General features: G+C 56.8%; 13 protein-coding genes. 7 read left to right on the forward strand and 6 right to left on the reverse strand.

Features of this window, described 5'->3' with window-relative positions; all coding sequences use genetic code 11:
• Positions 1-4 precede the first annotated feature (4 nt).
• Positions 5-952, forward strand: a complete 948-nt coding sequence (locus tag ABID47_RS25990; protein ID WP_354501111.1) for an aldose epimerase family protein — start codon at positions 5-7, stop codon at positions 950-952.
• 213 nt (positions 953-1,165) lie between these two features.
• Here ABID47_RS25990 and ABID47_RS25995 read toward each other — a convergent pair whose 3' ends face one another.
• Complete coding sequence (locus ABID47_RS25995; RefSeq protein WP_354501113.1) at positions 1,166-2,290, reverse strand: cytochrome P450; 1,125 nt, start codon at positions 2,288-2,290, stop codon at positions 1,166-1,168.
• A 302-nt stretch (positions 2,291-2,592) separates the two neighbouring features.
• A complete protein-coding gene (locus ABID47_RS26000) occupies positions 2,593-3,171 on the reverse strand; it encodes a TetR/AcrR family transcriptional regulator (RefSeq protein WP_354501115.1) in 579 nt (192 codons plus the stop codon).
• A 224-nt stretch (positions 3,172-3,395) separates the two neighbouring features.
• Here ABID47_RS26000 and ABID47_RS26005 point away from each other — a divergent pair, with 224 nt between their 5' ends.
• A complete protein-coding gene (locus ABID47_RS26005; protein ID WP_354501117.1) occupies positions 3,396-3,689 on the forward strand; it encodes a hypothetical protein in 294 nt (97 codons plus the stop codon).
• A gap of 186 nt (positions 3,690-3,875) precedes the next feature.
• Positions 3,876-5,381, forward strand: a complete 1,506-nt coding sequence (locus tag ABID47_RS26010; protein ID WP_354501119.1) for a serine hydrolase domain-containing protein — start codon at positions 3,876-3,878, stop codon at positions 5,379-5,381.
• Positions 5,382-5,425: 44 nt separating this feature from the next.
• Here the strand turns inward: ABID47_RS26010 and ABID47_RS26015 are convergent, their stop codons facing one another.
• The gene (locus ABID47_RS26015) at positions 5,426-5,770 is read right to left on the reverse strand and encodes a winged helix-turn-helix transcriptional regulator (protein ID WP_076175611.1); all 345 of its coding nucleotides are present in this window, start codon (positions 5,768-5,770) and stop codon (positions 5,426-5,428) included.
• Positions 5,771-5,916: 146 nt separating this feature from the next.
• Between ABID47_RS26015 and ABID47_RS26020 the strand changes: the two genes are divergently transcribed.
• The gene (locus tag ABID47_RS26020; protein WP_089548652.1) at positions 5,917-6,855 is read left to right on the forward strand and encodes an aldo/keto reductase family protein; all 939 of its coding nucleotides are present in this window, start codon (positions 5,917-5,919) and stop codon (positions 6,853-6,855) included.
• A gap of 57 nt (positions 6,856-6,912) precedes the next feature.
• The gene (locus ABID47_RS26025; protein ID WP_089548651.1) at positions 6,913-7,767 is read left to right on the forward strand and encodes an NAD-dependent epimerase/dehydratase family protein; all 855 of its coding nucleotides are present in this window, start codon (positions 6,913-6,915) and stop codon (positions 7,765-7,767) included.
• Positions 7,768-7,891: 124 nt separating this feature from the next.
• On the opposite strand, the gene ABID47_RS26030 is transcribed toward ABID47_RS26025, so the two are convergent.
• The 3 genes from ABID47_RS26030 to ABID47_RS26040 form a co-directional block, all read right to left on the reverse strand.
• Positions 7,892-8,833, reverse strand: a complete 942-nt coding sequence (locus tag ABID47_RS26030; protein ID WP_354501122.1) for a TIGR03943 family putative permease subunit — start codon at positions 8,831-8,833, stop codon at positions 7,892-7,894.
• Between the two features lie 107 nt (positions 8,834-8,940).
• Entirely contained in the window at positions 8,941-9,933 is a 993-nt protein-coding gene (locus tag ABID47_RS26035) for a permease (RefSeq protein WP_116233889.1), read from the reverse strand.
• A gap of 36 nt (positions 9,934-9,969) precedes the next feature.
• Entirely contained in the window at positions 9,970-11,103 is a 1,134-nt protein-coding gene (locus ABID47_RS26040) for a CobW family GTP-binding protein (protein ID WP_354501124.1), read from the reverse strand.
• 307 nt (positions 11,104-11,410) lie between these two features.
• Between ABID47_RS26040 and ABID47_RS26045 the strand changes: the two genes are divergently transcribed.
• Together ABID47_RS26045 and ABID47_RS26050 are read left to right on the forward strand one after the other, a co-directional pair.
• On the forward strand, positions 11,411-12,418 hold the full coding sequence (locus tag ABID47_RS26045) for an ROK family protein (RefSeq protein ID WP_354501126.1): 1,008 nt from the start codon (positions 11,411-11,413) through the stop codon (positions 12,416-12,418).
• On the forward strand, positions 12,391-13,065 hold the full coding sequence (locus ABID47_RS26050) for a hypothetical protein (protein WP_354501128.1): 675 nt from the start codon (positions 12,391-12,393) through the stop codon (positions 13,063-13,065). Before ABID47_RS26045 ends, ABID47_RS26050 begins: the two co-directional genes overlap by 28 nt.
• The last annotated feature ends 97 nt before the right edge of the window (positions 13,066-13,162 follow it).

A 13,162-nucleotide genomic window follows, 5' to 3' on the forward strand; every position in this document is an offset into this window, starting at 1 on the left:
AAAGATGAGCTGGACACCGTACCAAATCAACGGCTTTAACGCCTGGACGGGAAGGACCTCTGCTATGGAGATCACCCTGCTGCCGGAGCTCGGCTGCAAAATGGTCTCCCTCCGCAACCGTCTGACCGGCCGGGAATGGCTCGCGCCGGCGGACGGACCGCTCGGGAATCGGGGCTACGCCAGCTCCTTCGCGGACAGCGACGGAAGCGGATGGGATGAAATGTTCCCGACGATCAACGTATGCCGGTATCCGGAGCATCCCTGGAAGGGGACAGAGCTTCCGGATCACGGCGAGGTCTGGTCCATTCCCTGGAAGGCCGAGGGACATGGAGATCGCCTATCATGCTGCGTGCACGGCGTGAGGATGCCGTACCGGCTCGAGAAGACGTATTCATTTGCCGCAGAGGACCGGCTCCGGATCGACTATCAGGTGACCAATCTCAGCCCGTTCCCGTTTGCGTTCCTGTGGGCAGCCCATCCGCTGCTGCGGATCGAGGAAGGGATGCAGATCATCGTGCCGGATGGGTTGAGCGGGATTGCAATCTCCTATTCGGAACGTGACAGGCTTGGGAAAAGGGGGGATCTGCGGGCGTGGCCACAGCCCTTTCTTGATCGCCCGGAATGCCGCCTGGACCACACAGGACGCCGTGAAGAGCGGACGGCCGAGAAATTCTATTTTACGGGTGAGCTGCCGGAAGGAAAGGCTTCCGTTTATGATCCGGTCAAGCAGGAAGGAATCACCTTTACCTTTCCGAAGGAGAAGGTGCCTTACCTGTCGGTGTGGGCGAATTACGGCGGCTACCAGGGGCAGTATCATCTGGCACTGGAGCCGGCCACGGGCTTCCTGGACGACTTGGCGCATGCCATGAAGCGGGATGCCGCAGCTGTCTTGGAGGGCGGCGGCACGTATGCGTGGCATTTGGAAGTGAGCTGGATGGAAGCCAAGCGGTGAGATAAAACGAAACCGGGTGGCTGAACGACAAACCGATCGTAATCCGGACCATTGCAGCAGGGGATTCAACCTACGAAAACCCCGCGCCGGAGAGCAGCAGGTTTCAGACGAGGGCTGCGAATTCCGATCCACGAGTCCGTTGCATCAGCCAAAAAATCCTGCACCCTCTTCAGGGATGCAGGATTTTTCTGTTTTTTTTATAGCCCAATGTATCTATGTCAAAATAATCGGCAGTTCCTTCAGCGCGAACATCATCATGCTGTCCATTCGCGCCAGCTCAGCGGAACGGTTGCGGCGGTATTTGGGAAAACGGGCAAGCAGCGTTTCGATCGCGATTTTGGACTCGAGGCGGGCAAGCTGGGAGCCGAGGCAGTAATGGATGCCGCTGCCCAGTCCCAGGTGCGGGTTCGGATTGCGGTGGATATTAAATTCCTCCGGACGTTCGAACACCTTCTCGTCATGGTTGGCCGACGCCATCCAGATATGGACGAATTGACCTACTTTCATCTCCTGGCCGCCAAGGACGGTATCCTGCTTCACGCGGCGGAACATGACCTGCACCGGCGAGAAATAGCGGAACACTTCCTCCAGCGCGCCGGGAATGAGGCTGCGGTCGGCAAGCAGCTGCGCACGGACGTCCGGCAGGGTGTCGATGCCGAGCATCGCCGAGGAGATCAGGTTGGTCGTCGTTTCGTTGCCAGCCACGAGGAGCAGGATGCAGAAGCCGATGATCTCGAGGTCCGTCAGATGCTCATTGTCGATTCGAGCCTCGACCAGCTTGGTGACCAGATCGTCCTGCGGATGGCGTCTGCGGTCCTCGGCAATTTCGGAGAAGTATTCGCTCATCTCGTGCTGGCACTGATAGAAATCTTCGCCGCTGTCTCCGACCAGGGCGTCGGACCAGGCTTTGAATTGTTCGCGGTGGTCCAGCGACACGCCGAGCATCTCGGCGATGACGACGATCGGCAGTGGGCTGGCAAAGTCAGCGATGGCGTCCATCCGCCCCTTTTTCTCCGCTTCGTCCAACAGCGAGGTGGTGATCGACTGGATTTTGGGAGCCAGCGACTCGATAACGCGCGGCGTGAACGCCTGGGTCACCAGCCGGCGCAGCTGCCGGTGCTTGGGCGGATCCTGCCGCAGAATGCTGTGCTCCAGCGGGTCCTCGGAGTCAGGGAAGGCCGACGAGGAAAAAATATCGTGATTCGTAAATACCGTCTTTACATCGTCATATCCGTACACGTCCCAAACTTGCCCGTCGTTGGACTGGACAACGGGGGAATCCCGGCGCATCTTTTTATACCATTCCAAAGGGAGCAGTCCATTTGCATTCCATTCCATGAAGCAACACCGTCGCTTTCTTTTTTAGATGAGAACAACCTAAATTTTGGGCAAAGCCGATTTACGATCATTCCGCTGGAGAACTTCCGATCCATGAGGTCTGTCTACACATAAATAGGGTCTGTCGACAAGTAAACGAGGTTTGTCTGCTAGAGCTGATCTTTTTCTGGATGAGTTGATTTCCTAAATAAGTTCTGTGTCTCGATCTCTCTCTCTGTTTCCTAATAAAGGTCTTCTGTTTAACGCTCCGCAATTTTTTTGAACTGACTGGTCAGTTTGATGTGGGCAAAAAAAGGTCCTGCTTAATCAAGCGACTTAAACAGACCTTCGGCGACAACCGTGAATACGAAGCTCTCCAGGTCTTCGCGGCTGTACTCCTCCTGGTGGCTCAAATAATAATTGCATGTGCTTTCCAGCATGCCGATCGTGCTGGCTGCAGCCAGGTCCGCGTCAACGTCGCGCATAATGCCGCCCTCGCATTGGGCTTCTTTAAGAATGCCGGCCAGAAAGCTTAAATGCTCGCGCCGGAGCTGCTTCAGTTCATCCAGCACATCGGGCTCAATGCCGTTGGAAATTTCGTTGAATACGATATGGGCAAAATGGCGGGAGTCCAGGAACAAGTCCAGATGGTGGCGGAGAACCCGAAGGATCTGCTCTTTGATCGGAAGCGCGGAGCTAAGGTCGGTTTTCGTCCGCTCCATAATGTCCTCGAATCCGGCTTTTACCACGGCTTTGAAGAGCTGGGACTTTCCCGGAAAGTTGTAGTACAAGGTGCCTTTGGCGACCTGCGCCTGCTGGGCGATCTCATCCATGCTGGCCCGGTGGTAGCCGTATTCGGAGAAGACGCGGGTGGCTGCGTGCAGAATCTTTTCTTTGCTCACGGTGATGTATCGGTCCTTTCCATCTCATTCGTCGGTTGGACGGGATTAATCTGACTGGTCAGTTCAAAAACAACATAACACGCTGGGAATATTTAGTCAACTGGACCCAGATCGATGTGTGGGGAAACGCCCGATTTTTAAAGGTATGAGATAGAATGAAACCTGATATGTTATACTGAGCGTAAATTCAATTTAGGAGTGATCTTCTGAGAAAGAATAAATCCATGTCCTTTGACGATCTGCTGATGGAATTAAAAGGCCAAAAGTCGGCGCAGGAAGAATCCGGCCGTATTGCCCTCGACAAGCTTTTAAACGGCTCGTTTATGCGCAAGCATTCGTCGTTTGCCAGCTTTCAGGATTTTTTGGAAAATGGCAATTTTCACGCGGAAACCCAAGAAGAGTTGAATAAAATACCGGATGAGCTGCTGGATCGGCATGTATCCCGGCAGACCGACTTTAAGGATTGGAAATCCATGCTGGAACAAGCGAATGCGGATTATGCCGCGAATAACGGGTAGCCTATCCTGCGTTCGTGTGGATAGATCAAGAGAGGATCAAGCTTTACGCTTGCTCCTCTTTTTTGTGGGCATTCAGCGCTAAACTTCGTAGTGTTCAACTTAACTCTTTCTTAAGAATTGTCTTTAACTTCTCTTTCGTTTTGGCTCCTATACTGGGCTTACGATACAAGAGGAGGAATTCAATTGATGATGAAGAGTAAAGAAAAGCGGAGGTCCATTGCCTTCATATCCCGAAAAATGATACTCGTGCTGCTCCTGGCAGCCGTCTTCTCAGGAGCTTACACCAACTTGGCGTCAGCAGCTCCCAAGCTTGAGACAGGCCGCGAGGATCAGATCGACCGGTTCATCGAGACCCGCATGCATCAGAACCGGATTCCCGGATTGTCTGTCGCGATTGTCCACGACGGCGAAGTCGTATACTCAAAAGGGTACGGGCAAACCGGAAGCGGTGCAGCCGTCACGCCGGACACGCCGCTTCCGGTCGCTTCCCTGAGCAAGTCGATCACGGCGCTGGCCGTCATGCAGCTGGTTGAAGAGGGGAAGATCCGCCTGGAAGACAAGGCGGTGGACCTTATCCCGTCTTTTCGGATGGACGATCCGAGGGGGAAGGAGATCACGGTGCGGCATCTGCTGAACCAGACGAGCGGTCTGTCCGATACCGTGTTTCCGGAAATGGCGTTTTCGGCGCAGCCCGCTTCGCTCGGCGAATCGATCGCCCGGTTGAAAGGGGTCAAGCTCGCCAGCGACCCGGGAACGGCATTTCATTACCATAACACCAATTATCAGCTGCTGGCGCTGATCGTGGAGACGGTGAGCAAGGAGCCTTTTCCGGACTATTTGCAAAAGCACATCTTTGCTCCGCTGCACATGGGCCATACGACGGACGCCGCGTTGACCAGTTCGTTTAAAGAGCCGGGCCACATGCTGCTCTATGGCCAGCCGGTCGCCTTGAAGGAACCGGATTGGTTCGTGGAGGGAGCCGCAGGGAATGTCTCGACCGCAAACGATATGGCACGGTGGCTGATGCTGCAGCTCGGCGAGGGGACTTATGGGGGAACACGTCTGCTCAGCCCGGAGGGTATCGCTGCAATGCACGAGGTTCCCGCTGGTGTGGAGAGCCGTTACGGTATGGGATGGACGGTGGACGGTGCAAGGTTAAGCCATAACGGCATTTTGTGGACGTATCAGGCGGATCAGCTGCTGATGCCGGCGAGCGGCTACGGGATCGTCATCCTGTTTGGCAGCGGTTTGAATGCGCTGGTTAACTATGGCACCTTCGCTTCAGGCATTGCCGACATTTTGAGTGGGGAGGAGCCGCCAAAGTCAGCGATTTCCGTAGGGATGATCGAAGCGGGGATCGCGCTGCTGACGCTGCTAACCGTCCTGCTGTGGGTGCGTGGATTCTTTTTCCGCTGGAAGCGGTGGGAACACAAGGCCCGGCAGCGCCGCGTTTGGCTGACAGCGCTGCGGATGCTCGCCACCTTGATCCCGCTTGCGATTTTCATCAGCCTGCCGCAGATCCTGACCTTCGTTGGCGGCGGGAGAGTGGTGAAATGGGAGCAAATTTTCCTGCTGATGCCGAGCGTCGTGATTTGGCTGGCGCTGCTGTCGGCATTTGGCGCGATCGGCTTCGTCCGCAAGGCCTTCTACATGGTTGCGATATTACGGGAACACCAAAAAGCCCAGGCCTAGTGCCTGAGCTTTTTTCTTGATGACATTTCCGAATCGTGAGCTGCTTAAGTCCAGCGGGCCGCCCACAGCTTCATTTCATGGCAGATGACATGCAGGTCCTGTCCCTTAGGCGTGAGCGAGTATTCCACCGTCACCGGTACGGTAGGGAATACTTCCCGCTCCAGCACGCCCTGCTCCTCCAAATGGCGCAGCGTACTGGTCAGGGCGCGGGGGCTTACACTGGGGATACGGCGCTGCAGTTCACCAAAGCGAAGAGTGCCGCAGAACAGCTCGCGGATGACGAGAAAGGCCCATTTTCCGCCCAGCACATCCAGTGTTTTCTCAATGTTGCATTCGATATGCGTCGGGTTTTTCGGAATGTAACTGCTCGCTTTTTTGACTGTTTCCATAGACTCTCCTCCTTATATGTATATAACTATACTCTATATAGTATCTACCCTTGATATAATTAAGTGAAAAACATTTCACTTCTTTAAATCATATATGAACTTTTATAGAATGAAAAGGGTAACAGGACAACAAGGAGGTAGATGGAATGAAATACCGGAGACTGGGAAGAAGCGGGCTTAAAGTCAGCGAAATCAGCTTGGGCAGCTGGCTTACATATGGCGGTTACGTAGAACGCGAAAATGCGGTGAATTCGATCAAAACGGCTTACGATTTGGGCATCAACTTTTTTGATACGGCGAATGTCTATGAAAAAGGCGCGGCGGAAGAGCTTGTCGGCAAAGCGCTGAAAGCGTATCCGCGCGAATCCTACGTGCTGGCGACCAAGGCGTTCTGGCCGATGGGCGAAGGCCCGAATGACCGCGGCTTGTCGCGCAAGCATATTACGGAGCAGGCGAATGCCAGCCTGAAGCGGCTTGGACATGACTATGTGGACATTTTCTATTGCCACCGCCATGATCCGGAGACGCCTTTGGAAGAAACGCTGCGCGCGATCGACGACCTGGTTCGCCAGGGCAAAGTGCTGTACGTCGGCGTGAGCGAATGGCAGGCATCGCAGATCGCCGAAGCGATCGGCGTGGCCGACCGTTATCTGCTGGACCGCATTGTGGTCAACCAGCCGATTTACAACATGTTCGAGCGCTACATCGAGAAGGAAGTCATGCCGCTCAGCGAACGCGTAGGGATCGGACAAGTGGTGTTCTCCCCGCTGGCCCAAGGCCTGCTGACAGGCAAATACACGTCGGCTTCCGACATTCCGCAGGACAGCCGCGCAGCGAAGCTCGATTGGATGCGCAAAGGCATCACCGAAGAAAAGATTGCCAAAGTGCAGCAGCTTGAAGGCGTCGCCAAAGAGCTCGGCATTTCCGTCGGCAACCTGGCCCTTGCGTGGATTCTGCGCAAAGACAACGTGGCCAGCGCGCTGGTCGGCGCAAGCCGTCCGGAGCAGGTGACGGAGAATGCCAAGGCTTCGGGCATCGTCCTGAGCGAAGACGTGCAGGAGCGGATCGAAGACATTCTGAAATAATCGGACCGGCCAAGGGTTCGGCCAGGTTTGAACCGAAGCGAAGAGGAGGCGTTACCTGTGGCCAAAGTCGTCATTACAGGCGGAAGCGGCATGCTTGGACAGTGGGTCGTGCGTCATTTTATCGAGCAGGGGTATGAGGTGCTGAACGTGGACTTCCGGCGTCCCGACGAGAACCTCTGCCCTACGTTGATTGCGAATCTTGAGGATTTGGGAGAGACCTACGGCGCGCTGGCCGGGGCAGATGCCGTCGTTCATTTGGCAGCGATCCCGGCGGCGCACATCCGCACGCCGGAAGTTACATTCCGGAACAACGTCATGTCGACGTACAACGTGCTGGAGGCCGCCGCAGGCCTCGGAATCCGCAAAGCGGTGATCGCGTCCAGCGAATCGTCCTACGGCATCGTATTTGCAGTCAGTCCCTTAAGCCCGCAGTACGTGCCCGTGGACGAAGCGCATCCGCAGCTGCCCGAGGACAGCTACGGACTGTCCAAGGTGGTCAATGAAATGACCGCCGACATGTTCCACCGGCGCACCGGCATGCAGGTCGTCTCCATTCGCCTCGGGAATGTCATTCCTCCGGAATGGTATGAGCGTTTTCCCTCATTCATCGACAAGCCCGAAGAACGGGACCGCATTCTGTGGAGCTACATCGACACCCGCGACGCTGCTTCGGCCATCCGGCTGGCCGTCGAAGCGGACGGGCTCGGTGCGGTGGCTCTTAACGTGGCCGCCGACGACTCCAGCATGGCGGTTCCGAGCCGCGAACTGCTGGCCGCCAGGTATCCCGGCGTGACGGACATCCGCGCGCCGCTGGCGGGGCATGAGACCCTGCTCAGCAACGAGAAGGCGAAGCGCCTGCTCGGCTGGCAGCCGCAGCACCGCTGGCGCGACGAGGTTGCGAAGCTTCGCTGAACGCAGCTGGGAGTACCCGCAAGAAGCATCGACCACGGAAGTAGATACTCCTATGCAAACTCCAAACCAAGAAGACTCAGGCATCATCCGGAGTCTTCTTGGTTTTTTTGTCGGTCATTCCCTGCTATTTTGCCTTGGCGGCGTCCTTCTGCAGCTCTTTCCAGGCGGCGACCGAGTCGGCGCTTGTGTAGATGTAAGGGGTCTGGGGCTGGGCAATCGGCGTGATTTGCGAAGCCTCGATCTCGATCAGATTCTTGCCCCCTTGGGACACGATCTTCAGTTTGCCCTGCACCTTGACCCAGGAATCGGCCGGCAGGGCCAGCTTCTGCTGCGGATCGACCATAATGCCGAAAGGGGTGGCGTCCGCCGTGCAGCACTGCACCAGAAAGCGGCTGACCGCGAAGGGGCCGCTTGCTCCGCTTGTCTGGTCGCGGTAAACGAAGCCGGATACGGCGATTTCCTTGCCTTCAAACTGCTCCTTGAACATCTCGATCGCCCCGAACGTTTCGGAGTAAATCGCCGGGTAGACCGGGATGACGGGCTGGGCGTACAGCAGTTTGGCGAGCTCGGCGAATTCCTTTGCATACGGATCGGTGGTCTCGAAGGTGACGGTCGTATCCCGATTTGTGGGGGCGCTGGGAATTGACTTGTTCGGCACCGTGGATGCGCTGGGAATAGCCTTCTCCGGCTCCATCGCGGAATAGGAGAGGGAGATGCCTTTCTTGGCGGCGGCGATGCTGCCGAGGGCCTTATCCGGAAGGAGGAACCCGAGCAGCAGCGGGAGCACGAACAAGCCGTACAGGCCGGTGCTTTTCAAAAAGCCGGCAGGCAGGCGGTGATCGCAGTTGCACAGCACCTGGCTGCGTCCGAGCAGCGCCTGGATCACCAGGCTGAGAGCCATCAGGCCCAGCGGAACCGGGCATACCCGGATCCATCTCGCCAGGGCGGGCGCGACGTAATAATGCAGCGCGTCCTGCTGCATCAGGTGCAGAATATAGAGGGCGAAGGCCGCCAGCACGGCCGCCCGGAACAGGTAATGCAGCCGGATGCTGCGGGAATCGTTCACTTGGCTCTACCTCCAGTCGGATTAGGTATTGGGTTCTCGCATCTTGCGCGGGCGTGTTCCTGGCATGGGCGTCCACACCAGATCGAATGATACATCCGCCAAAAAGTTTACAGCCAGGCCGAAATCAGAACCGAACCGACAAAGACGCAGGCGGCGATCAGGAAGAACAGATAGAGGGCGAACTTGGTTTTGAACAGCGCCATCAGCATCATGGCGTTTTTGAAATCCAGCATCGGGCCCAAGACCATGAACGCGATCAGCGATCCGGCGGGAAAGGTGTGCAAGAAGGTGGATGCGACAAAGGCGTCCGACGTGGAGCACAGGGAGAGTGCAAAGGCGAGTCCCATCATGAACAGATACGAGCCCAGCGGATGGCCGCCGATGGCGGAGAGGCTTTCCCGGACCATAAACGTCTGAATGCCCGCCGTCAGCAGGCAGCCGATGATCAAATATTTGCCCATGTCGAAAAACTCGTCCGACGTATGGACGAATACCGACGCCAGCCGGCCGCCACGTGCGGCGTGGAGATGAGCATTCCCGCCGGTTTCCCGCTCCATCGACCATCTCACCGGCGATTTTTTTACCGTGACGTAGACGATGAGCCCGATCAGGAAAGCGACGGCAAAGGCCAGTCCCATCCGGGCGTATGCGAGATCCGGATGGCTGCGGAACGCCATGAAGGTGGCTCCGTAAACGACCGGATTGATGATCGGTCCGGATAAAATGAACACGATCGCGACATACACGGGCATGCCCTTATGGATGAGCCGGCGGACGAGCGGGATCATGCCACACTCGCATACCGGGAAGATCACGCCGAGGAGACAGGCGAACAGGATGGCCGGAACCGGCTTCTTCGGAATCCAGCGCGACAGGACCTCGTCCGGCACAAACACCTGCAGCAGCGAAGAGAGCAGCGCCCCGGCCAGCACGAACGGCAGCGCCTCCAGCAGAATGCCGACGAAGCTGGTTTTGAACGTGTCCATATAGACGTTATCCAGCAGCTCGATGCGCTCCGGCAGCCACAGGACGAGCAGGATGATCAGAAAGGCGGCGGGAAGAAGCAGCGGGACGATTTTAAAAGGGGAGAGGGTGGTCATGGCGGGATCAGCTCCTTCCACAAGGAATAATGAAGCTTAACGAAACAGTTCGGACCAGCGTTCCTTCAGCCGCGCCTCGTTCAAATTCAGGCCGATCATGACGAGGTACGGTGCGCCGGGATAGCGGGAGGTTTCCCAGAACGTGTGCGTCCCGGCATACTGGACGAGTTGGACCGGTTCATGGCGGGCGAGCGCCACATGCCCTTTGGCACGAAGAAGCGCATCTCCGCACTCACGGAAGAACGCCTCCAGCCGCTCCCTGGACAGGGAAGCCGGGCTTTGCTCCGCCGGGGGAAAGGTCAGTGTGACGGTGCTGACTTTGGAAAAAGAGACCGCCTCGTCAAGATGTTCATGCCCGCCGTGGCCGCCATGCCCTTCATGCGCGTGGACAGTGGCCGTAGATCCCGCACCGTGACCGTTATGGGCAAGGCGGTGAGTATGCGAAGCGGCAGGGTCAACAGCTCCACCGAACCTGTGCTGCGCCTTGCTGCTCAGCACCTCCTGCGCTGGTGTCTGTGCACCAGCCCGGACAGCAGCGGCCTTGGACCCTTGGCGGCGGTCGACCCCGTCCAGCAGGCTGGACAGGTCAATCCGGCTATACTCTGTGTATACGATCGCAGCCTCGGGATTATGCTTACGGATCATGCTTTCGATCTTGTCCATCGTGCCTTGGGCGGCCAGGTCCTGCTTGTTGACCGCGACCAGATCGGCGCTTTCGATCTGCTTGCGCAGCGTGCGGACCAGCTCTTTGTCGGCGGAGAAGCGGCTGTTGAACTCCAGCACGTTCTCCGCGTCGAGCATCGTCACCGTAAAATGGTGCCGTACCCGGCCGGCAAGCCCCGGCTCCTGAAGGGTGCGGCGGATCTCTTCGGGATCGGCCACGCCGGTGAGCTCGATGACGATGACGTCGGGCGACCGCTGCAGCAGGGTGGATAGGCCCTGCGGCAGCTCGCTTTTCCGGCTGCAGCAGACGCATCCATCCAGCAGCTTCTGCACCTGAACCCCCGCTTGTTCCTCCAGAATCGTTCCATCCACATCCCGTTTGCCCAGCTCGTTCATCAGGATGCCGGGGGTCAGCCCCCGGGCCGAACACTCCTTGAGCACCGACAGCAGCAGCGTCGTTTTGCCGCTTCCCAAAAATCCACTTAATATGATGACGGGCGTTACCATGTGCGATTCATCTCCTTTATCCTCGTTGTCGAATATAGAGCAGGCCCAGGAATAATACGGCCTGTACCAAGCGTGAATTTTTCGCCCATTTTATCTATACGTAAAGATTACGATTTAATGCCTATGAAGTTGGTGGTCCAGAAGGTGCTGATAGATTCAGAACCGCGGCAATTGACGCCATTACCGGGCAGCCTGCTGAGGAGAAATCTGGAAAAGAATGCTATAGATCCATTCATATCCGGAGCGAAGTCGTTTATGATAGGTTTATGTCAGCGACCAAGGATTTCCGGAGGAGGAAAAGGAAGGCATGAGCAAATTTGTCATCGGCATGGACCTCGGCGGAACCCGGATCAAATCGGCGGTATTTGACGCGGATGCCGGTTGGAGGATTGCCGCGGAAAGAATGGATGCCACCGAAGCGGACAAGGGACCGGAACATGTGCTGAACCGGATGAAGCGGATCGTTCATGAACTGATGAAGGAAGCGGGGATCGGGCCGATGGACGTGAGCTGCATGGGGATGGGCATTCCGGGGCTCCTGGATCCGCGGGAAGGGCTGTCGATTCTGTCTCCCAACTTTCCGGAATGGGAAAATATCCACGTCGTAAACCGGATGCGGGAGGAGTTCGCTTTTCCGGTTTTCATCGATAATGATGTGCGGGTCAACATGTACGGGGAGTGGCGGTTTGGCGCCGGCAGGGGCTGCAGGAATCTGATGCTCATTACTTTGGGAACCGGACTGGGCTCGGGAATGATTTATGAGGGGAAGGTGATCTACGGCACGTCTTCGAGCGCAGGCGAGATTGGCCACATGAACATGTACAGGGAAGGGCGGCCGTGCCGCTGCGGCAGCTCGGGCTGCCTAGGCCGCTACGTGTCCGCGGTGGGCATGGTCCGAACGTTTGCGGAAAAGCTGGCGGAAGGACGGACGAGCGTCATTCAGGAATGGACGGGCAACGATAACTCGCAAATGACGGCACAGCTCATTTCAGACGCCTATGACCGGCAGGACGCGCTCGCTATTGAAGTCATGCACGAGACGGGAGAACTGCTCGGGTACGGACTAGCGAACGCCATCAATCTGCTGAATCCCGAAATAATCATTGTAGGCGGCGGCATGGCCGCAGCCGGAGAGCGGCTCTTGCGCCCGGTGCGCGAGACGGTAGCCCGCCATGCGCTGCAGCTGTCCGCCGGCGTATGCCGTATCGTGCAGGCCGAGCTTGGGGACAAGGCCGGGATGCTGGGCGCCGCCGTGTATGCGGACGGACGTTTGAAAGGAGGGAATTCATGGTCAGACAATGGGCTAACAGGCTGATTATGCTGCTGGTGCTGGCTGCGGTCATTCTGGTCGTTATTTACGCTTACGAGGGGAAGTTATTCGGCCTTCAAGACAAGAAAGCGGAAGGGAGCCCGACGGTGGTGGAGGCGATTGAGAAGATCCGGGGCGAGGGGTACGTGTCCTATATGATCGATGAGCGTCCGGTTGCTGACGGGGAGGTGGCATTTTTCCTGCGGAAGACATCCAACGGTGGGTACACCATCGCTGCAGAATATGTAAGGAAATTCGAAAAAGGCTGGAAGTGGGGCTATGGGGGAAGCTTCGGAGCCTCCAACTATCACCCCGGACTTTCCGATGTCGAGGCTCGGAAGGAAAGCTTTTTTGCCATGTACCTGCCCGGGACGGAGGGCACGGAATTCGGCAGCTCTCCCTTTCCCATGTATTTTGGCATCGCTCTGCATCCCGACATCAGCCGCATCGTGGTCAAGGACACTACCGGCTATGAGAAGCAGGCGCAGATCATTCCCATCGAGCAAAACTTCAAATTGTTTTACGTGTTTTTGGATGCGTCACAGGGTACGAAGTTCGAAATTACAGGCTATGAGGGAAGCGGAAACATCATTCGACGGGTTACTCAGGACGAGGCGAACACCAACAACACGGGGACGACACGAATCGATTAACCGGAATTTTACATAATCAGCCTTCCCAATTAACGGATCGGAAACAATCCATCGATAAGATGAAGGAGGAAAAATCCAATTCGAACAAGCCGGGAGG

The sequence above is a fragment of the Paenibacillus favisporus genome, from assembly GCF_040545415.1.
GTDB lineage: Bacteria > Bacillota > Bacilli > Paenibacillales > Paenibacillaceae > Paenibacillus_AQ > Paenibacillus_AQ favisporus.

Excerpts from the sequence above, each read along its gene's own strand:
- ABID47_RS25990 (WP_354501111.1), top strand. The coding sequence starts at position 5 with ATGAGCTGGACACCGTACCAAATCAACGGCTTTAACGCCTGGACGGGA.
- ABID47_RS25995 (WP_354501113.1), bottom strand. The coding sequence starts at position 2,290 with ATGGAATGGAATGCAAATGGACTGCTCCCTTTGGAATGGTATAAAAAG.
- ABID47_RS26005 (WP_354501117.1), top strand. The coding sequence starts at position 3,396 with ATGTCCTTTGACGATCTGCTGATGGAATTAAAAGGCCAAAAGTCGGCG.
- ABID47_RS26010 (WP_354501119.1), top strand. The coding sequence starts at position 3,876 with ATGATGAAGAGTAAAGAAAAGCGGAGGTCCATTGCCTTCATATCCCGA.
- ABID47_RS26015 (WP_076175611.1), bottom strand. The coding sequence starts at position 5,770 with ATGGAAACAGTCAAAAAAGCGAGCAGTTACATTCCGAAAAACCCGACG.
- ABID47_RS26020 (WP_089548652.1), top strand. The coding sequence starts at position 5,917 with ATGAAATACCGGAGACTGGGAAGAAGCGGGCTTAAAGTCAGCGAAATC.
- ABID47_RS26035 (WP_116233889.1), bottom strand. The coding sequence starts at position 9,933 with ATGACCACCCTCTCCCCTTTTAAAATCGTCCCGCTGCTTCTTCCCGCC.
- ABID47_RS26040 (WP_354501124.1), bottom strand. The coding sequence starts at position 11,103 with ATGGTAACGCCCGTCATCATATTAAGTGGATTTTTGGGAAGCGGCAAA.
- ABID47_RS26045 (WP_354501126.1), top strand. The coding sequence starts at position 11,411 with ATGAGCAAATTTGTCATCGGCATGGACCTCGGCGGAACCCGGATCAAA.
- ABID47_RS26050 (WP_354501128.1), top strand. The coding sequence starts at position 12,391 with ATGGTCAGACAATGGGCTAACAGGCTGATTATGCTGCTGGTGCTGGCT.